Source organism: Citrobacter sp. KH_055_1 (assembly GCF_057838705.1).
Window position 1 is genome coordinate 2,362,277 of sequence record NZ_CM174473.1, and the last position, 18,796, is coordinate 2,381,072.

At 52.0% G+C, this 18,796-nt stretch carries 19 protein-coding genes; 11 read left to right on the forward strand and 8 right to left on the reverse strand.

Annotated features, from left to right (window positions below; genetic code table 11):
• Positions 1–44: 44 nt before the first annotated feature.
• Positions 45–2,090 (reverse strand): peptidyl-dipeptidase Dcp, encoded by a 2,046-nt coding sequence (gene dcp, locus AC3ITF_RS10975; RefSeq protein ID WP_489176419.1) that lies wholly within the window; start codon positions 2,088–2,090, stop codon positions 45–47.
• 71 nt (positions 2,091–2,161) lie between these two features.
• On the opposite strand from dcp, the gene ydfG reads away from it, so the two are divergent.
• From ydfG to ydfZ, 3 genes are all read left to right on the forward strand, one after another.
• Positions 2,162–2,908 carry a bifunctional NADP-dependent 3-hydroxy acid dehydrogenase/3-hydroxypropionate dehydrogenase YdfG gene (gene ydfG / locus AC3ITF_RS10980; RefSeq protein ID WP_096757088.1) on the forward strand — a complete coding sequence of 249 codons (747 nt, stop codon included), beginning with the start codon at positions 2,162–2,164 and terminating at the stop codon, positions 2,906–2,908.
• An 86-nt stretch (positions 2,909–2,994) separates the two neighbouring features.
• Positions 2,995–3,681: a GntR family transcriptional regulator gene (locus AC3ITF_RS10985; RefSeq protein ID WP_115258527.1), complete on the forward strand. Its 687-nt coding sequence runs from the start codon at positions 2,995–2,997 to the stop codon at positions 3,679–3,681.
• A gap of 190 nt (positions 3,682–3,871) precedes the next feature.
• Positions 3,872–4,075: a putative selenium delivery protein YdfZ gene (ydfZ, locus tag AC3ITF_RS10990; RefSeq protein WP_096757090.1), complete on the forward strand. Its 204-nt coding sequence runs from the start codon at positions 3,872–3,874 to the stop codon at positions 4,073–4,075.
• A 76-nt stretch (positions 4,076–4,151) separates the two neighbouring features.
• On the opposite strand, the gene AC3ITF_RS10995 is transcribed toward ydfZ, so the two are convergent.
• The 5 genes from AC3ITF_RS10995 to AC3ITF_RS11015 form a co-directional block, all read right to left on the reverse strand.
• Positions 4,152–5,618 (reverse strand): mannitol dehydrogenase family protein, encoded by a 1,467-nt coding sequence (locus AC3ITF_RS10995; RefSeq protein ID WP_146716808.1) that lies wholly within the window; start codon positions 5,616–5,618, stop codon positions 4,152–4,154.
• 155 nt (positions 5,619–5,773) lie between these two features.
• Positions 5,774–7,153, reverse strand: coding sequence for an MFS transporter (locus AC3ITF_RS11000; protein ID WP_117343094.1), 1,380 nt, complete (start codon positions 7,151–7,153; stop codon positions 5,774–5,776).
• A gap of 53 nt (positions 7,154–7,206) precedes the next feature.
• Complete coding sequence (locus AC3ITF_RS11005) at positions 7,207–8,226, reverse strand: Zn-dependent oxidoreductase (protein WP_489176420.1); 1,020 nt, start codon at positions 8,224–8,226, stop codon at positions 7,207–7,209.
• A 13-nt stretch (positions 8,227–8,239) separates the two neighbouring features.
• On the reverse strand, positions 8,240–9,454 hold the full coding sequence (gene rspA, locus AC3ITF_RS11010) for a starvation-sensing protein RspA (protein ID WP_489176421.1): 1,215 nt from the start codon (positions 9,452–9,454) through the stop codon (positions 8,240–8,242).
• Between the two features lie 108 nt (positions 9,455–9,562).
• A complete protein-coding gene (locus tag AC3ITF_RS11015; RefSeq protein WP_096757094.1) occupies positions 9,563–9,889 on the reverse strand; it encodes a YnfA family protein in 327 nt (108 codons plus the stop codon).
• 153 nt (positions 9,890–10,042) lie between these two features.
• On the opposite strand from AC3ITF_RS11015, the gene AC3ITF_RS11020 reads away from it, so the two are divergent.
• Positions 10,043–10,384: a DUF1283 family protein gene (locus tag AC3ITF_RS11020; RefSeq protein WP_096757095.1), complete on the forward strand. Its 342-nt coding sequence runs from the start codon at positions 10,043–10,045 to the stop codon at positions 10,382–10,384.
• 37 nt (positions 10,385–10,421) lie between these two features.
• Complete coding sequence (gene speG / locus AC3ITF_RS11025) at positions 10,422–10,982, forward strand: spermidine N1-acetyltransferase (protein WP_115258532.1); 561 nt, start codon at positions 10,422–10,424, stop codon at positions 10,980–10,982.
• Between the two features lie 5 nt (positions 10,983–10,987).
• Here the strand turns inward: speG and AC3ITF_RS11030 are convergent, their stop codons facing one another.
• A complete protein-coding gene (locus AC3ITF_RS11030; RefSeq protein ID WP_489176441.1) occupies positions 10,988–11,698 on the reverse strand; it encodes a YnfC family lipoprotein in 711 nt (236 codons plus the stop codon).
• Positions 11,699–11,804: 106 nt separating this feature from the next.
• On the opposite strand from AC3ITF_RS11030, the gene AC3ITF_RS11035 reads away from it, so the two are divergent.
• From AC3ITF_RS11035 to clcB, 6 genes are all read left to right on the forward strand, one after another.
• Positions 11,805–12,110 carry a DUF1161 domain-containing protein gene (locus AC3ITF_RS11035; protein WP_489176422.1) on the forward strand — a complete coding sequence of 102 codons (306 nt, stop codon included), beginning with the start codon at positions 11,805–11,807 and terminating at the stop codon, positions 12,108–12,110.
• Between the two features lie 148 nt (positions 12,111–12,258).
• The gene (gene ynfE / locus AC3ITF_RS11040; protein WP_117343091.1) at positions 12,259–14,697 is read left to right on the forward strand and encodes a selenate/tellurate reductase subunit YnfE; all 2,439 of its coding nucleotides are present in this window, start codon (positions 12,259–12,261) and stop codon (positions 14,695–14,697) included.
• Positions 14,698–14,707: 10 nt separating this feature from the next.
• Positions 14,708–15,325, forward strand: coding sequence for a DMSO/selenate family reductase complex B subunit (locus tag AC3ITF_RS11045; RefSeq protein WP_489176423.1), 618 nt, complete (start codon positions 14,708–14,710; stop codon positions 15,323–15,325).
• 1 nt (position 15,326) lies between these two features.
• Positions 15,327–16,181, forward strand: coding sequence for a dimethyl sulfoxide reductase anchor subunit family protein (locus AC3ITF_RS11050; RefSeq protein WP_489176424.1), 855 nt, complete (start codon positions 15,327–15,329; stop codon positions 16,179–16,181).
• 42 nt (positions 16,182–16,223) lie between these two features.
• Positions 16,224–16,838, forward strand: a complete 615-nt coding sequence (dmsD, locus tag AC3ITF_RS11055; protein WP_115258537.1) for a Tat proofreading chaperone DmsD — start codon at positions 16,224–16,226, stop codon at positions 16,836–16,838.
• A complete protein-coding gene (gene clcB / locus AC3ITF_RS11060; RefSeq protein ID WP_137363276.1) occupies positions 16,838–18,127 on the forward strand; it encodes a voltage-gated ClC-type chloride channel ClcB in 1,290 nt (429 codons plus the stop codon). The genes dmsD and clcB overlap by 1 nt, the downstream gene beginning before the upstream one ends.
• On the opposite strand, the gene bioD is transcribed toward clcB, so the two are convergent.
• Positions 18,083–18,778 (reverse strand): dethiobiotin synthase, encoded by a 696-nt coding sequence (bioD, locus tag AC3ITF_RS11065; protein ID WP_096757100.1) that lies wholly within the window; start codon positions 18,776–18,778, stop codon positions 18,083–18,085. The two genes, clcB and bioD, sit on opposite strands and share 45 nt — an antisense overlap.
• Positions 18,779–18,796: the final 18 nt, after the last annotated feature.

Consider the following 18,796-nt stretch of genomic DNA (forward strand, 5'->3'; position numbering starts at 1 on the left):
CACCGATAATACGGTCAGATTGTAAGCTGACCGTATTATCCCGGCTACTGTTCTAATCCCCGGTTGCGCAGCATTGCATTAATTCCTGGTTCACGCCCACGCCATGCGGGATACAGACCATGCAAATCTGCACTATTACCGCGCGAGAGGATTGCCTCACGAAAATACTGGCCGTTTTCACGGGTTAATCCACCGTTTTCGACAAACCACTGATAGCCATCGTCGGCCAACATTTGCGTCCATAAATAGGCGTAATATCCCGCGGCATAGCCACCACCAAAAATATGAGCAAAATAAGTGCTGCGATAACGCGGCGGCACAGCAGAAATATTCAGCCCTTCCGCAGTCAGCGCACACGGCTCAAACTCCGCTACTGACAATATCCTCTTGCCGTTTTCCAACGCGTGCCAGTGCATATCCAGTAATGCGGCACTGAGCAACTCGGTCATATCGTAGCCCTTGTTAAACATGCTGGCCCGCTGCATCTTATCCTGCAGCGATTCTGGCATTCTTTCCCCGGTTTCAACATGGCGCGCGTAGCGGGCAAAGACCAGTGGATGACTCGCCCAGTGTTCATTAATTTGCGAAGGAAATTCAACGAAATCACGCGGGGTATTGGTTCCTGAGAGTGTGGCATAACGTTGACTGGCAAACAGGCCGTGCAGCGTGTGTCCAAACTCATGGAACAGCGTAATGACGTCATCCCACAGCAGCAAGGCGCGCTGACCCTGGGCAGGTTTTTGGTAGTTACAGACGTTGTAAATCACCGGTCTGGTTTCGTTAAGCATCGATTGCTCAACAAAATTCCCCATCCATGCGCCACCGCTTTTTGATTCCCGGGCAAAGAAATCACCGTAGAACAACGCCAGCCCCGTGCCGTCGTGGTCAAAAATTTCCCATACCCGTACATCCGGGTGATATACAGGGATGTCGAAACGCTCGATAAACGTAATGCCATAGAGCTGGTTTGCCGTCCAGAACACACCATCGTTCAGCACCGTATCTAACGCAAAATAGGGTTTCAGCTGTGCCTCATCTAGAGCATATTTTTCACGGCGAACCTGTTCGGCATAATAGGCCCAGTCCCAGGCCTGCACGCTAAAATCGCCCTGCTCTTTATCTATGGCATTTTGGATTTCAGCCAGTTCATCATGGACTCTCCGACGCGCAGCCGGAACGATAGCGCGCATAAAAGTGAGCGCTGCTTCCGACGTTTTTGCCATTTGGTCGGCAATTTTCCACGCTGCATAATGAGCAAAACCAAGTAACTTCGCCTGCTGCATTCGGATTTCCGCCAGCCGCTGAACGATGGCGCGCGTATCGTTGGCATCATTATTTTCAGCCCGCGTCCATGCACGGGTAAACAGCGTCTCACGGGTCTGCCTGTCATGTAACGCGGCAAGCGCAGGCTGTTGTGTCGTGTTCAACAGCGGGATAACCCAATGGTCCTGAAGCCCTTTCTCCCTGGCAATTGCAGCCGCCATGGCTTTCTCTTCCGGGCTTAATCCATCCAGTTGATGGACATTATCCACCACCAGGGCACCTGATTTATTCGCCGCCAGCAGGCGCTGATTGAACTGGCTTGTCAGCGTGGCTGATTCGGTGTTCAGCAATTTGAGACGCGCTTTGTCTTCTTCATTCAATTGGGCACCAGCCAGTACAAAACACTGATAGACGACCTCCAACAACCGTAAGGACTCTGCATCCAGTCCTAACACGGCACGCTGTCGCCAGACGGCCTCTACGCGCGCAAAAAGTGCCGCGTTAAGATAAATATCATTCGCCAGCGCCGCCAGCTCAGCGGAAAACGCTTCATCAAGACGCTGTAATTCATCGTTGGTATGCGCTGCCGTCATGGCAAAGAACACGCTGGTGACGCGCGTTAACAGTGCCCCGCTCTGCTCAAGTGCCAGCAGCGTATTAGCAAAATTTGCGGGCTGTGAATTTTGCACAATGGCGTCGATTTCGGCACGCTTTTGCCGAACACCTTCGTCAAACGCGGGACGGTAATGATGCACGTCTATGTGATCAAATGGCGGAGCCTGATAAGGCAAAGTGCTTTGACGTAAAAAAGGATTCGTTAACGACATCTTTCACTCCTGAAAACGATTTATTGACGTGGTATGGTAATAGCACATAAAAAGCGTTGAGGAACAGTGAGATGATCGTTTTAGTAACCGGAGCAACCGCAGGTTTTGGTGAGTGCATTACGCGTCGTTTTATTGAGAATGGGCATAAAGTTATTGCCACCGGACGCCGCCATGAGCGTCTGCAAGAGCTGAAAGACGAGCTGGGCGATAACCTGTATACCGCACAACTTGACGTACGTAACCGTGCCGCAATTGAAGAGATGCTGGCCGCCCTACCAGCCGAATGGCGCAACATAGATATTCTGGTCAACAACGCCGGTCTGGCGCTGGGTCTTGAACCGGCCCATAAGGCTAACGTTGACGACTGGGAAACCATGATCGACACCAACAACAAAGGGTTGATTTATATGACCCGTGCCGTACTGCCGGGTATGGTCGAACGTAATCGTGGTCATATTATCAATATCGGTTCAACCGCCGGTAGCTGGCCCTATGCCGGAGGTAACGTGTATGGCGCAACAAAAGCGTTTGTTCGCCAGTTTAGCCTGAACTTACGTACCGACCTGCATGGCACTGCCGTGCGCGTGACCGATATTGAACCGGGCCTGGTTGGCGGTACGGAGTTCTCTAACGTGCGTTTCAAAGGCGACGATGATAAAGCCGTCAAAGCCTACGAAAACACCACCGCGCTGACGCCGGAGGATGTCACTGAAGCCGTGTGGTGGGTGGCGTCATTACCTGCGCATGTCAACATTAACACCCTTGAAATGATGCCTGTTGCACAGTCTTTTGCAGGCTTGAGCGTCCACCGGGGTTAATTTTTATACCCGGCCTTGTGCCGGGTATAGATACCACCGAATAAGTGATAAAGTATTCGGGTTAACTCTCTAAAAAGTAAGAATGAATGACCGTAGAAACGCAACTCAACCCTACACAGCCGGTAAATCAGCAGATTTATCGTATTCTTCGTCGCGACATCGTGCAGTGTCTGATTGCGCCCGGTACGCCGCTTTCGGAGAAAGAGGTTTCCGTCCGCTTTAATGTATCACGCCAGCCAGTACGCGAAGCATTCATCAAACTGGCTGAGAACGGCCTGATTCAGATCCGTCCTCAGCGTGGCAGTTACGTGAACAAGATTTCGCTGTCGCAGGTGCAAAATGGGTGTTTTGTTCGCCAGGCCATTGAATGCGCGGTTGCCCGTCGCGCCGCGTCGATGATCACTGACAACCAGTGTTATCAGCTCGAGCAGAATCTGCATCAGCAGCGCATCGCTATTGATCGTAAACAGCTTAACGATTTTTTCCTGCTGGACGATGAGTTTCATCAGAAGCTGGCGTTAATAGCGGATTGTCAGCTCGCCTGGGACACAGTGGAAAACATCAAGGCAACCATCGATCGCGTTCGCTATATGAGCCTCGATCACGTCTCCCCGCCGGAAATGCTCCTGCGTCAGCATCACGACATTTTTGCCGCGCTGGAAAAGCATGACAGCGATGCCGTTGAGCGCGCGATGATGTTGCACCTGCAGGAAATCGGTGAATCTGTTCAGCTGATTCGTCAGGAAAATAGCGACTGGTTTAGCGAAGATTAATCACTCCCTCACCTCGTTCCGGGGTGAGTTTATGCATCCCTTTATCTCCCCCTCTGAACCGCCAAAAAAAAGCTGTGATTTTGATCGAAAACAAAAAAATTCTTTAACGAGAAGCGTATTTATATTGCGCCCGTTACGTGGGTCTAAAAGCCCACGGGCTTTGACGGTAAGTTGGAGAGGAGAAACCACCATGAAAACATACGATCGTAACCGTAACGCAATCACCACCGGCAGCCGCGTCATGATCAGTGACACTGGCATTACTGGCCGCATCAAGGCTATTGATTCCGATGGCCTGACCGCAGAGCAAATTCGCCGCGGGAAAACAGTGGAAATCGAGGGTTGTGAAGGTAAATACGCCCCTCTGGAATTGATTCGTCTGGGTATGAACTGATTGGTGTGAGTGCCAGAAAATAACGCGCCATCTGGCTGGAGTATAAGCCGGATGGCGACATCAACGTTTTACGTCGTTACTTCAATTTCGCGGCATACTTCGCCACCGTCACCTTCGCCCCTTCCGCCAGTAAGGCCAGATACGCTTCGGTAACTCGGGTTCTGAACAACTCAACCTGCGGCAGCTCACGACCAAAGATAGCATCGATTGCCAGCAGCGCCTGAACACGTTCTTCGCCCTCTTTACTGCTCTGCACCGCATTCTGGATAACCGGCAGTAACGGATCGCTAATCTCAATCGCGTCGCCCTTTTCATCCACGCCACCTACGTAGCGCATCCAACCCGCCACACCCAGCGCCAGCAGGTCGAAACGGCTGCCGTGCACAAGATGCCAGCGTACGGAATCGAGCATACGCTGCGGAAGTTTTTGGCTGCCGTCCATTGCTATCTGCCAGGTACGGTGACGCAGTGCCGGGTTGCTGTAACGTTCAATCAAACGATCGGCATACTGCTGTAAATCAACGCCTTTCACTTTCAGCGTCGGGGCCTGCTCCTGCAACATCAGCGCACGGGCGGCAACACGATAATTGTCGTCCCCCATACAATCGTTAATGTGTTGGTATCCCGCCAGATAGCCGAGATAGGCGAGGAAAGAGTGGCTGCCGTTAAGCATACGCAGCTTCATCTCTTCGAACGGGATAACATCGGCCACCAGCTCAGCTCCTGCTTTTTCCCATTGTGGACGACCGGCAACAAAGTTGTCTTCAATTACCCACTGACGGAACGGTTCACACGCCACGCCCGCCGGATCGCGCACGCCGGTAAGCTGTTCAATTTTATCCAGCGTATCGGGCGTTACGGCAGGAACAATACGGTCAACCATGGTCGACGGGAACGTCACATGCTGTTCGATCCAGTCTGCCAGCCCGGCGTCCACCGCACGCGCGTACGCAGTAACCACGTTACGCATGACATGACCGTTTTCAGGCATGTTATCGCAGGACATCACGGTAAATGCGGCCAGACCGGCAGCTTTGCGGCGAGCAAGCGCTTCAACAATGACGCCCGGCGCAGATTTGGGCTGATGCGGATTTTGCAGATCGGCGGCGATCAGCGGGTTTTCCAGCATCAGTTGTCCAGTTGCCGGGGAGTGGCAGTATCCTTTCTCGGTAATAGTGAGAGAAACGATAGCCACCTGCGGTTCGCACAGGGCGGCAAAAACAGCCTCAAGACCATCAACCTGCGCATGCAGCGCGTTTTTGACAACGCCAACCACTCTCGCCGTCCAGGCATCGGCCGACATTTCCGCGACGGTATACAGATTATCCTGCTGTTTCAGGTCGGCAATCTGCTGCTCGCCGCCGATCAGGTTAACTTCGCAATATCCCCAGTCACTGTTGTGCTCGGCCGCCAGGATATCCGCGTAAACGCCCTGATGCGCACGGTGAAACGCACCAAACCCCAGATGAACAATACGTGGGACCAGTTTGCTACGATCGTAGTCAGGAAGTGCAGCCTTAGCTGCCAAGAGTTTGTTTTGCATGGTATGACCTACTTATCAATGAAATCAGGACTGTCTCAGAGTAACGCCTGTATGGTTGTATGTTTTGATTTGCATTAAACTTTTTACTATTGGTATGACATCATTTGAAGTTATGTGACAGCATGGCCGAATTCCCGACCATGCTGATTAGCGCATCAACTGACCTGAGTCGCACCGGCACGGATCTTCTCGGTTTTACTCACCTCAGCCGCATCTTCCAGAACACTCAGGTCACGATCTTTAACTTCAGGCATCAGGAGTGCTGAAACTAAACCGATCAGTGAGTAGATAATGACCATCACTAAAATAGGCCACCAGGACTGGGTCATGTTACAGAAAATACCGGCTAACACGGGACCAAAACCAACGGCCACTAATCCGCCAGCCTCTTTTGAAATGGCCATGCGCGTAAATCGATTACGAGCACCGAACATTTCAGCCATGGTGATATTTTCGAGGGCAAATAACCCCAATACGGCAAAGTTATGGATAACAATCAGCGCGGTCATGATGACGCCAGGACTATACGAATTATCAACCACAATAGACAGCATTGGATAAGCCAGAATGATGGCTGATATATTCAGGATGATATAAGGCAAACGACGACCATATTTATCAGACAACCATCCCAGAAGCGGTATAGTAATAAATCCAATAACCGAACTTATCATCAACGCATCGGTGGGTATTGATTTATTAAATAACAACGTCTGTACCAAATAACCAGCAAGGAAGGTCTGAATTAAACCTGAGTTACCCGCCTGACCAAAGCGTAATCCGGTTGCCAACCAGAAAGATTTACTGCTGAACATCGCACCCAGCGAACTCTCTGAAGGGTCATTCAATGCAGGTGCATTTTCCCCATCATTTACTTTCTCAAATACCGGGCTTTCTTTGAGATTCATACGTAACCAGATGGCGAAAATCATCACCACCACACTAGCCAGGAACGGAATACGCCAGCCCCAGGCTAACAACTCTTCGCGATCAAGCGCGAAGAACATCACCGCCCAGATGGCCGTGGCGCTGAGCGTCCCGCAGTTTGTTCCCATCGCAACCAGGGAGGAAATAATGCCGCGTTTTCCTTTTGGCGCATACTCTGCAAGCATGGTTCCCGCGCCAGAAATTTCAGCACCGGCACCCAATCCCTGCACAATACGCAGCGTCACCAGCAACACTGGCGCAAAGATACCAATCTGCGCATAGGTCGGCAGCACGCCAATTAGCGTGGTACAAATCCCCATCATGGTGATGGTAATGAACAGCACCTTTTTACGCCCGATGCTGTCCCCCATCTTTCCAAATATAAATGCCCCAACGATACGAGCAATATAACCAGCTCCGTACGTGCCCATCGCTAAAATGAGCGCCATGGCGGCTGATTGTTCCGGGAAAAATATCTCATGGAATACCAGTGCGGCACCCAAAGAATATAACTGAAAATCCATAAATTCGAGAGCCGTGCCTAACCATCCTGAAACGGCGGCTCTCACCAGATCTTTCGTTGATCTTTCGTGTTTTTCTTGATTCATATTGGCTATCTCTAAGAGGTAAGATGCGTACCACTTACTCGCAGTAATTAATATTATTCAGCGAATGTGAGTAAAACTTTGCAGCAGTGCTGCTGGTCTTTCTCAAACAATTCGATTGCGTCTGTAACGTGGTGATAGTCAAAAGTGTGGGTAATCAATTTATTCGGGTCGATAAGCCCTTTAACCAGCCAATCAATAACCACCGGGAATTTATTCGCGTTTAACCGTGATGAATAAATGGAAAGTTCTTTCCCGGTAATGCCCTGCTGTACAATCTGGCAAGGTTCGCTGGAGAATCCCATCAACAGAATCCGTGCCGCCGGCGACGCCAGCGTAATAGCCTCCTGTAAAATAGATGGATGACAAGCTGCATCAACGATGATTGTGGGTTTTAACCCTTTTTCAGCCAGAAAATCCTGTAGCGATTGCTGACCATTATTTATGGTCCAGTCAGCACCACACTGTTTAGCCATTGCCAGACGTTCTTCAATCCTGTCGGCAATCACCACCGTTTTTACGTTATAAACACGTTTAAGTGCCTGAACGGTCGTCAGCCCCATCGGCCCCGCACCGTAAATCAGCGCAATGTCGTTTTCTGTGGGTTTAACTTGTCCGGTCACGTTTGCCGCAATAGTAAAAGGCTCAACCATAACGGCATGCTCATCTTTCACTGAGTCCGGGATCGGCCAGGCATTTTTTGCCGGTACAACAGCAAATTCACTGAAACCGCCATCACGATGGACGCCCAGCACCACCAACGACGTGCAGACGTTCGGTTTACCTATTGAGCAGGGGTAACAGTGTCCACAGCTGATCACGGGATCAACAGATACTCGCTCGCCTAAACGCGAACGATCAACACCCTCGCCTACCGCATCAATAATGCCAAAAAACTCGTGGCCGATGACGCGTGGATATTTTGCGAAGGGATTATGCCCACGATAGATATGACTATCGGAGCCACAAATTCCTGCCAGCTTAATCTTGACCCTGACTTCGCCCGACGCTGGAGTAGGAATTGCTCTTTCTTCAATCACCAGCGTATTCGCTTTTTCAATCACAATACTTTTCATAGCAAACCACTCCTTACCAGTTCCACAAAGTGCCATCTTCCAGGCGCGCGACGGGCAAATAGGCCGGATCGTACGGATATTTCGCCGCGAGTTTTTCGTCGAATTCAATACCCAGACCCGGTTTGTCACCAGGGTGCATATAGCCGTTATCGAACGTCCAGTTATGCGGGAAGACCTCCAGCATCTGCTCGGAATAACCCATATATTCTTGTACGCCGAAATTTGGCACCCACAGGTCAAAGTGCAGCGCAGCAGCCATGCAGACAGGTGACAAATCAGAAGGTCCGTGAGAGCCGGTGCGCACCTGGTACAGCGACGCAAAATCCGCAATGCGACGCATGCCGGTGATGCCACCCGCATGGGTAATGGTGGTGCGGATGTAGTCGATCAGCTGTTCTTCGATCAGCTGTTTGCAATCCCAGATACTGTTGAAGACTTCCCCTACCGCAATCGGCGTCACCGTGTGCTGGCGAATCAGTCGGAAACATTCCTGGTTTTCAGCTGGCGTCGGATCTTCCATCCAGAACAAACGATACTGCTCAATGCTTTTGCCAAACCGCGCGGCTTCAATCGGCGTCAGGCGATGGTGCATGTCGTGCAGCAGGTGTTCGTTGAAGCCGAATGTATTACGCACGGCGTCAAATAACTGAGGGGTAAAATCAAGGTACTTTTCCGTCGACCACAACTGCTCTTCCGGCCATTGCCCTTTGGTCGCTGGCTCATAGGCCAGGCCTTTGCCTTTTGACATACCGTAGGTGGTTTTCATACCCGGCACGCCGCACTGGACGCGAATCGCTTTAAAGCCCATCTCCTGATGGCGTGCGTAATCTTCCAGCACATCATCAATGGTACGGCCAGTGGTATGGCAGTAAACCATCACGCCTTCGCGGGACGCGCCACCCAGCAGCTGATAAAGCGGCATATTCGCGGCTTTCGCTTTGATATCCCACAGCGCCATATCAACGGCAGATATCGCCGACATCGTGACCGGACCACGACGCCAGTACGCGCCTTTGTAGAAGAACTGCCAGATGTCTTCAATGCGGTGCGCGTCGCGGCCAATAAGTTGCGGACACACATGGTCCCTCAGATAGGACGCAACGGATAACTCACGTCCGTTCAGCGTGGCATCACCTAACCCCGTGATCCCGTCCTCAGTGGTAATTTTCAGCGTGACGAAATTACGCCCTGGACAGGTGACAAAAACTTCAGCCCCTACAATCTTCATTCTCTATTCCTTACATCGCTGTGTCTGATGCAGGAAATTTACTCAACTGAGCTACTACCATACAAGTATAATGATCGTAAAATCGCTAGCTGATCACAAAAAAAGGCGCTATGCGCGCCCCCATCCAGCCACGATGATCAACATTCCGCACAGCGCGATCAGCGCGCCAGACCAGTCGTACAAGCTCAGTTTTACACCATCGACAATGCGAAGCCACATCAGTGCGGTCACCACATACACGCCGCCATACGCCGCGTATACGCGCCCGCTCGCGGCTGGGTGCAGCGTCAACAACCAGACAAACAAGGCCAGTGACACCCCGGCTGGCAGAAGCAACCAGGCCGTTGCGCCTCGCTTTAACCAGAGCCAAGGTAAAAAGCAGCCGATAATTTCGCACAGCGCGGTGATGAAAAAAAGTAATGTCGTTTTAAGCATGGACAGTATTCAGTGACGTTTGGTTTAAACATGATACGACAGAATGCGGGCAGTTTATCCATATCCGCCAGGCGGGTATGACCCGGAACAGGAATGGTGTAGAATTTAACCCTGTTTTATCGTTTTTTGCCTTTCTCATTAAAGGAATTCACCATGAACAACACACTGAGCAAACGCCTGTGCCTGACGGCCATGTTGACGCTGGCGGCGGTTGTATACACCTCCTCCGCCTTTGCTGAAACCAGCAAACTGGTCATTGAGTCCGGCGACAGCGCCCAAAGTCGTCAACAGGCGGCGATGGAAAAGGAACAGTGGAACGACACGCGCCAGTTACGCCAGAAAGTGAATACGCGCACCGAGAAAGAGTGGGATAAAGCCGACGTGGCCTTTGACAGCCGCGATAAATGCGAGCAAAGCGCCAACATTAATGCCTACTGGGAACCGAACACCCTGCGCTGCCTTGACCGCCGCACCGGCCGTACCGTCGCGCCATAATTTTTATGCCCAATAAAGGAAATGGAAAGGATACGTTATGACAAGCGCCCTCAGTGTTAAGTTGCGCCCGCTGGAGCGTGAAGATTTACGATTTGTCCATCAGCTTGATAACAATGCCAGCGTGATGCGTTACTGGTTCGAAGAACCGTACGAAGCGTTCGTTGAGCTGTCGGACCTGTATGACAAGCATATTCATGACCAAAGCGAACGCCGCTTTGTGGTGGAGTGCAACGGTGAAAAAGCCGGTCTGGTGGAACTGGTGGAAATTAACCATGTACACCGCCGTGCCGAATTCCAGATCATTATTTCGCCAGATTTCCAGGGCAAAGGTCTCGCCACTCGCGCGGCAAAACTGGCAATGGATTACGGTTTCACCGTACTCAATTTATATAAGCTGTATCTGATCGTTGATAAAGAGAATGAAAAAGCCATTCACATCTACCGCAAACTTGGTTTTATGGTGGAAGGCGAGTTGATTCACGAGTTCTTTATTAACGGACAGTACCGTAACACCATCCGCATGTGTATCTTCCAGCATCAGTATCTGGCGGAACATAAAACACCCGGTTCCAACCTGTTGCAGGCTACTGCACAGTAACGCGGTTAGTAGTAATCAATGGTGTTTTTAATCGTGTAATGGTGTTCAACTGCCGGCTTCACGCTATCATCAACGATGACAAGCTGGCAGTTGAGCGGATTCGCATGATCATCGTATTCACACGTTTGCGTGACGTTTCCCAACGAACGATCGTTCAATAGACTCTCTGCCGTATAATCCAGTTTTTTCAGCGGATCGGCTGACGGTTTCGCATTAACACGTAACGTGTTGTCTTTACTGATGGTGGTTTTTCCCAGCGGATAGCCCTCCGCGTCGTACCGGTACTGCACCTGCATTTCTTTCCCTGTTCCTGAAACAACGAAGCCGTTATCGTCGGTGTCCCACACCACCCCGGCAGCAGGTAATTCCGCCAACTGGCATTTCCCCTGTAAACGGATCTTTTTTTCCAGCGTCTCGGCGTCCAGGTAATAGTTAGCATCCAGCACTAACGCCATTCCGCTGTTGCTCTCAGTATCGTGTAATTCCAGCGTATCAAAGCAGCCTTCTTGCGAGAGAGTGCCACGCACACGCTTGGCCACTTCACCGTTCTCATTCAGCAGTGTCTGGCTGAAATCTTTTACCGTACCACGCAGCGGATCAAACTCGAATTCATTGGAAAAACTGGCCATTTCCGGCGTGAAGGAAACCAACTCCTTGCCGTTATCACAGCCGATCAACACGACGCACAGGAAACCTAACAAGGTCTGTTTCTTCACATTTTTCACCGGCATAAAGAGATTATTCTCAATCATATTAGCAAATACAGTTATTTACACCAGAAATGCTAATCTTAATAAATGTCTGTCATGAAAGGAGTTGGTGATGAAATTCTCTACAGGAATTGTCGCAAGTTTGCTTATCCTCGCCTCCCCACAGGTTCTGGCGGCGCCAGAATCGTGCGAGAGAGTCAGGAGCGATATTGAGCAGCGTATTATTAATAATGGCGTTGCACAAGACAGCTTCACCTTAAGTATCGTGCCAAACGACCAGGCCGATCGACCGGATTCTCTGGTCGTGGGACATTGTGCCAACGACACGCATAAAATCCTTTACGCGCGTACCAGCAACGGCAACGCCCCCGCCAATAGTACGCCGTCTCAGGACGGTCACCCCGCCGAACCGCAATAAACCTGCCCTCCGTTCGCGGAGGGTTACGCTTAATTTGATATGCATTAATAAGCCCTACCCCAGAATAGGTAAACTCAGTCCATCATTAGCATGCTATTAATTTCGTTGTGACGCGTAATATATAGCGATAACTATAATGGAGTGGGTTATGTCTGAAGTTGACCAATATGGAGGTATTAGCCGCAGGACGTTAGTGAAGTCCTCGGCTATCGGTACACTCGCGCTTGCCGCAGGAGGCGTGTCACTGCCTTTCGGGATGCGTACCGCTGCCGCTGCGGTACAGCAATCAATCTCGCCGGTTGAAGAAAAAATCGTCTGGGGCGCATGCTCAGTTAACTGCGGCAGTCGCTGTGCTTTGCAGTTACATGTCAAAGATGACGAAGTTTGTTGGGTAGACACCGACAATACCGGCGATGACATCTATGGTAATCACCAGGTCCGCGCCTGCCTGCGCGGTCGCTCTATCCGCCGACGTATTAATCACCCTGACAGGCTTAATTATCCTATGAAGCGTGTTGGTAAACGTGGTGAAGGTAAATTTGAACGTATTAGCTGGCAGGAAGCCCTGGACACCATCAGCGCCGGTCTAAAAAATACCATACAGAAATACGGCAATGAAGCGGTATACATTAACTACACCTCCGGCATTGTCGGTGGCAACATTACCCGTTCTTCCCCTTATGCCTCGCTAGTGGCGCGCCTGATGAACTGCTATGGCGGCTTCCTCAGCCACTATGGGACGTACAGTACGGCCCAAATTGCAGCCGCAATGCCCTACACCTACGGCTCAAACGACGGCAATAGCACTTCAGACATCGAAAACACGAAACTGGTCGTTATGTTCGGCAATAATCCTGCCGAAACGCGTATGAGCGGTGGCGGTATTACTTACTTCCTGGAGCAAGCCCGGGAACGCTCAAATGCCAGAATGATTGTTATCGACCCTCGTTATACCGATACCGCAGCGGGTCGTGAAGATGAGTGGATCCCGATTCGTCCGGGCACTGACGCCGCACTGGTGGCAGGAATTGCCTGGGTACTGATTACTGAGGAGCTTGTCGATCAACCGTTCCTCGACAAGTACTGTATTGGTTATGATGAGAAAACCCTTCCGGTCGACGCTCCCGCAAACGGACATTATAAAGCCTATATAATGGGTGACGGCGACGATGGCATTGCAAAAACACCAGAATGGGCATCGCACATCACCGGGATCCCAGCCGCGCGCATTATTAAATTGGCCAGAGAGATTGGGAGCGCCAAACCAGCGTACATCTGTCAAGGATGGGGGCCACAGCGCCAGGCAAACGGTGAGCTGACTTCCCGCGCCATTGCCATGTTACCCATCCTGACCGGTAATGTGGGCATCAACGGCGGTAACAGTGGCGCACGCGAATCCACCTATACCATTACGATTGAGCGCATGCCGCTGCCCGACAATCCCATCAAGACGCAAATATCCTGTTTTAGCTGGACCGACGCTATCGCACGTGGAACCGAGATGACTGCCACCCGCGACGGCGTGCGCGGAAAAGAGAAGCTGGATGTACCGATTAAATTTATCTGGAACTATGCGGGCAATACCATTATCAATCAGCATTCGGATATCAATAAAACGCATGAGATCCTGCAGGATGATTCGAAATGCGAAATGATTGTGGTCATTGAGAATTTCATGACCTCCTCGGCCAAATATGCCGATATTCTGCTGCCCGACCTGATGACCGTTGAACAAGAAGACATTATTCCGAACGATTACGCCGGGAATATGGGATACCTGATTTTTATTCAACCCGCGACTTCCGCAAAATTCGAGCGTAAACCCATCTACTGGATAATGAGCGAAATCGCGAAACGTCTTGGAGACGACATCCACCAACGGTTTACCGAAGGACGCACGCAAGAACAATGGCTGCAGTACCTGTATGCCAAAATGCTGGCTAAAGACCCTGCACTACCTTCGTATGATGAGCTAAAAAAAATGGGGATCTATAAGCGTAAAGATCCTAACGGGCACTATGTCGCCTACAAGAAGTTCCGCGAAGACCCTGATGCCAATCCACTGAAGACACCGTCAGGCAAGATTGAGATCTACTCGAGTCGACTGGCAAAAATTGCCCGTACCTGGGAACTAGAGAAAGATGACGTGATTAGTCCGCTGCCTGTTTACGCATCGACCTTTGAAGGCTGGGACGATCCCAAACGCAGTCACTTCCCACTACAGCTATTTGGTTTCCACTATAAATCTCGAACCCACTCAAGCTACGGCAACATCGACGTTCTCAAAGCATCCTGTCGCCAGGAAGTCTGGATTAACCCACTGGATGCGCAAAAGCGTGGTATTTCCAATGGCGATATGGTGCGTGTTTATAACGATCGTGGCGAAGTGCGTATTCCCGCAAAAGTGACCCCGCGTATTCTCCCCGGCGTTAGCGCAATGGGCCAGGGTGCCTGGCACGATGCTGATATGTCTGGCGACAAAATTGACCATGGTGCCTGTGTTAACACACTCACCACCCAGCGCCCGTCACCGTTAGCCAAAGGTAACCCGCAGCACACTAACCTGGTTGAGATTGAGAAGGTTTAAGGAATAGCTCATGAATGCGCAGTACGGATTTTTTATCGACTCCGCCCGTTGCACCGGTTGCAAAACCTGCGAACTGGCCTGTAAAGACTATAAAGATTTAACCCCGGATGTTAGCTTCCGGCGTATTTACGAATACGCAGGGGGTGACTGGCAGGAAGATAACGGCGTCTGGCAGCAAAACGTCTTCTCCTATTATTTGTCGATCTCATGTAACCACTGCGAAGATCCGGCCTGCACTAAGGTGTGTCCGAGCGGAGCCATGCATAAACGTGAAGATGGCTTTGTCGTTGTTGATGAGGACGTGTGTATTGGCTGCCGCTATTGTCATATGGCCTGCCCTTACGGCGCTCCGCAGTACAACGCGACCAAAGGACATATGACCAAATGTGACGGCTGCCATGACCGCGTTGCCGACGGTAAAAAACCCATCTGCGTTGAGTCCTGCCCGTTACGCGCGCTAGACTTTGGCCCCATTGATGAACTGCGCAAAAAGCACGGGACGTTGGCGGCGGTGGCTCCACTACCGGGTGCACACTTTACCAAACCGAACATTGTGATTAAACCCAACGCCAACAGCCGTCCAACCGGGGATACCACCGGTTATCTGGCAAACCCGAGGGAGGTGTAACATGGGCAATGGATGGCATGAACGGCCGCTGGTACTGTTTACGGTACTAGGACAATGCGTCGTTGGCGCGCTGATTGTGAGCGGGCTATGTTGGCTCTCCGCCAAAGATGATGCGACAAGACAGCGTCTCGTTCGCAGCATGTTCTTTCTGTGGGTGGTGATGGGCATCGGGTTTCTCGCCTCGGTAATGCACCTGGGCTCTCCACTGCGGGCACTTAATTCACTAAACCGGGTCGGTGCCTCGGCGCTGAGTAACGAAATAGCCAGCGGATCGTTATTTTTCGCCATCGGTGGCGTCTGGTGGCTGGTGGCTTTTCTCGGTAAAATGCCCGCAGCGCTGGGTAAAATCTGGCTGCTGGTGAGCATGCTCCTCGGCGTTGTATTTGTCTGGGCGATGACCCAGGTTTACCAGATAGAGACCGTGCCGACCTGGTATAATGGTTACACCACCGTGGCCTTTTTCATGACGGTGTTGCTGAGTGGCCCGCTGTTTGCTGCCCTGCTACTGCGTACCGTTCGCGTCTCATTTAACGCCGCGACATACGCCAGCATTAGCGTTCTGGCCCTGTTGGTTTGCATTGGGGTTATTGCTCTACAGGGCGTGTCGCTCGGTGAAATTCACAGTTCGGTGCAACACGCAACGGCGCTGGTACCCGAGTATGGCCGTTTGCAGGTTTGGCGCATCCTGTTGCTCGCCGCCGGTCTGGGTTGCTGGATTTGCCCCCTGATCCGCCGCAAAGAACCTCATATTACAGGTCTGGCGCTCGGCTTAATTCTCCTGCTTGCCGGTGAAATCATTGGCCGCGGATTGTTTTACGGTCTGCATATGACAGTCGGTATGGCTGTTGCAGGTTAACTCACGAGTGCGGGGAAGCCCGCACTTTTCAGGATTGTTTGCATGACCTCTTTTTCTCAACGTGACAACTTCTCCACCGCAGCGCGCGTGCTGGGTGCACTATTTTACTATGCGCCAGACAGCGCAGAAGCGGCCCCGCTCATTAGTGCGCTAAGAGCCAATGGCTGGCAGACGCAATGGCCACTGTCTGACGATACGCTGTGCGAACTGGTTAGCCAGTTTCAGATTGAAGCCGATGAATCACTCTCACAGGCCTGGCAGCGTTTGTTCGTTGGTCCGTACGCACTGCCTTCTCCGCCATGGGGTTCCGTCTGGCTGGATCGTGAAAACGTCTTGTTTGGTGAATCCACGCTGGCATTGCGTCAGTGGATGCGCGACAACGGTATCCAGTTCGACATGCAGCAAAACGAACCCGAAGATCACTTCGGCTCTCTGCTGCTATTAACCGCTTGGCTTGCTGAAAATGGCCATCACAACGCGTGTGAACAACTGCTGGCCTGGCATCTGTTACCCTGGTCAGGCCGTTTCCTCGAAGTCTTTATCGAGAAAGCCGATCATCCGTTTTATCAGGCCCTGGGAGAACTGGCCCGACTCACGCTGGCGCATTGGCAGTCGCAGTTGTTGATCCCCGTCGCTGTGAAGCCATTATTTCGTTAATGCATCATTTGCACGCCTATCCCGACCTGCGCGCGATGCTTCGCCGTCTGGTGTTCGCTGCGCTGATTGGTATCCTGGCAGCACTGGCGGTGGCCGGGTTCCGCCACGCCATGCTGCTCCTGGAGTGGCTTTTCCTGAGTAATGATACCGGCAGTCTGGTTAATGCGGCGTCCAGTCTGTCACCACTGCGACGCATGCTGACCCCGGCTCTGGGCGGCCTTACCGCAGGCTTACTGCTGTGGGGCTGGCAGAAATTTAACCGGCAGCGCCCGCAGGCGCCTACGGATTATATGGAAGCACTGCAAACTGACGGCCAGTTTGACGTTAGCGCCAGCCTGGTGAAGTCGTTGGCGTCATTGCTGGTGGTCGCCAGCGGGAGTGCCATCGGACGTGAAGGCGCCATGATCTTACTGGCGGCGCTGGCAGCATCCTGTTTTGCACAACGCTTTACCCCACGCACGGAATGGAAGTTATGGATTGCCTGCGGTGCTGCCGCCGGCATGGCCGGTGCGTACCATGCGCCACTGGCCGGCAGCCTGTTTATTGCTGAAGTCCTGTTTGGCACGTTAATTTTGGCATCGCTGGGACCGGTTGTCGTCTCCGCCGTTGTCGCCTTGCTCACCACTCATTTACTCAGTGACAGTAACGCGCTGCTTTATACCGTGCATTTGTCGCGAGAGCTGCACGCGCTGGACTATCTGATGATTGTCAGTACCGGCGTGGCGGCAGGGATCTGCGGCCCTCTCTTTATGTGGCTGATGACCACCAGCCACACCGGTTTTTTACGCCTGAAACTTTCACCACCGTGGCAACTGGCGCTGGGGGGATTGATCGTTGGCGTGCTGTCGATATTCACACCAACCGTTTGGGGAAATGGCTACAGCGTGGTGCAGTCGTTTTTACTCTCCCCGCCGCTGCTTTCGGTTATCTCCGGGATTTTTATCTGCAAATTACTGGCTGTACTGGCCAGCAGTGGTTCTGGCGCGCCGGGCGGTGTGTTCACACCGACCCTGTTTGTCGGCCTGTCGGTTGGTATGCTGTTGGGTCGTCTGTGGGGATTCTGGCTTCCCGGTACAGATGAGATTGCGGTGCTGCTGGGATTAACCGGGATGGCGACGTTGTTGGCGGCGACAACGCACGCACCGATTATGTCTACGTTGATGGTCTGTGAAATGACCGGGGAGTATCGTCTACTCCCCGGCTTATTGATTGCTTGCGTCGTGGCTTCCGTGCTGTCGCGAACGTTACGCCATGACTCTATCTACCGACAGCACGCTGCCGAGCATTGACAGTCGGATATACTGAGACAGCTCTCGCTGCTCTGCGCGCGGCAGGTACGGCAACTCGCCGATCAACGGGGCAGGTAATTTCTTGCCGAGCACGTCGATGATTTCAGCGTAATGCGCCAATCCGGGGTTAATGCGGTTCGCTACCCAACCAATCAGCGGCAGTCCGTCACTGGCAATCGCCTGCGCCGTAAGGATGGCATGATTAATGCAGCCTTCCTGAATCCCCACTACCATCAGCACGGGTAGCTGTTCCTGAACCACCCACTCCGACAACGGACGCAAATCGTTCATCAGACTGCGCCACCCGCCGGTCCCTTCGACCACCACGTGATCAACCTTTTCGCTCAGGCTGGCGAGTCCATTGGACAACAGGGTGTAGTTGATCGGGCCGCTATGCGCCACACTACTTTCGTCTTCGCTCAGCGCAATAGGATTAACCGCCTCGTAAGGCAATTCCAGGGAAGAAACGCTTTGCAGCACTAGCGCATCTTTGTTCCGCAAGCCTTCCGGCGTCTCTTTGCTGCCTTTAGCCACGGGTTTATAACCCGCAACACATTTACCCCCTGACGCTAACGCTTGTAGTAATGCGCGGGAAACCACTGTCTTCCCAACAGAAGTGTCTGTACCTGTAATAAAGAAACGCTTCAGCATCACTAACTCCACCGTTAT

What these genes read in the sequence shown, in the direction of transcription:
- rspA (WP_489176421.1), bottom strand. Translation starts at nt 9,454, where the DNA reads ATGAAGATTGTAGGGGCTGAAGTTTTTGTCACCTGTCCAGGGCGTAAT.
- AC3ITF_RS11020 (WP_096757095.1), top strand. Translation starts at nt 10,043, where the DNA reads ATGAACAACACACTGAGCAAACGCCTGTGCCTGACGGCCATGTTGACG.
- AC3ITF_RS11045 (WP_489176423.1), top strand. Translation starts at nt 14,708, where the DNA reads ATGAATGCGCAGTACGGATTTTTTATCGACTCCGCCCGTTGCACCGGT.
- dcp (WP_489176419.1), bottom strand. Translation starts at nt 2,090, where the DNA reads ATGTCGTTAACGAATCCTTTTTTACGTCAAAGCACTTTGCCTTATCAG.
- speG (WP_115258532.1), top strand. Translation starts at nt 10,422, where the DNA reads ATGACAAGCGCCCTCAGTGTTAAGTTGCGCCCGCTGGAGCGTGAAGAT.
- AC3ITF_RS11050 (WP_489176424.1), top strand. Translation starts at nt 15,327, where the DNA reads ATGGGCAATGGATGGCATGAACGGCCGCTGGTACTGTTTACGGTACTA.
- AC3ITF_RS11000 (WP_117343094.1), bottom strand. Translation starts at nt 7,153, where the DNA reads ATGAATCAAGAAAAACACGAAAGATCAACGAAAGATCTGGTGAGAGCC.
- AC3ITF_RS11035 (WP_489176422.1), top strand. Translation starts at nt 11,805, where the DNA reads ATGAAATTCTCTACAGGAATTGTCGCAAGTTTGCTTATCCTCGCCTCC.
- AC3ITF_RS10985 (WP_115258527.1), top strand. Translation starts at nt 2,995, where the DNA reads ATGACCGTAGAAACGCAACTCAACCCTACACAGCCGGTAAATCAGCAG.
- clcB (WP_137363276.1), top strand. Translation starts at nt 16,838, where the DNA reads ATGCATCATTTGCACGCCTATCCCGACCTGCGCGCGATGCTTCGCCGT.
- dmsD (WP_115258537.1), top strand. Translation starts at nt 16,224, where the DNA reads ATGACCTCTTTTTCTCAACGTGACAACTTCTCCACCGCAGCGCGCGTG.
- AC3ITF_RS11005 (WP_489176420.1), bottom strand. Translation starts at nt 8,226, where the DNA reads ATGAAAAGTATTGTGATTGAAAAAGCGAATACGCTGGTGATTGAAGAA.
- AC3ITF_RS11015 (WP_096757094.1), bottom strand. Translation starts at nt 9,889, where the DNA reads ATGCTTAAAACGACATTACTTTTTTTCATCACCGCGCTGTGCGAAATT.
- AC3ITF_RS10995 (WP_146716808.1), bottom strand. Translation starts at nt 5,618, where the DNA reads ATGCAAAACAAACTCTTGGCAGCTAAGGCTGCACTTCCTGACTACGAT.
- ynfE (WP_117343091.1), top strand. Translation starts at nt 12,259, where the DNA reads ATGTCTGAAGTTGACCAATATGGAGGTATTAGCCGCAGGACGTTAGTG.
- ydfZ (WP_096757090.1), top strand. Translation starts at nt 3,872, where the DNA reads ATGAAAACATACGATCGTAACCGTAACGCAATCACCACCGGCAGCCGC.
- bioD (WP_096757100.1), bottom strand. Translation starts at nt 18,778, where the DNA reads ATGCTGAAGCGTTTCTTTATTACAGGTACAGACACTTCTGTTGGGAAG.
- ydfG (WP_096757088.1), top strand. Translation starts at nt 2,162, where the DNA reads ATGATCGTTTTAGTAACCGGAGCAACCGCAGGTTTTGGTGAGTGCATT.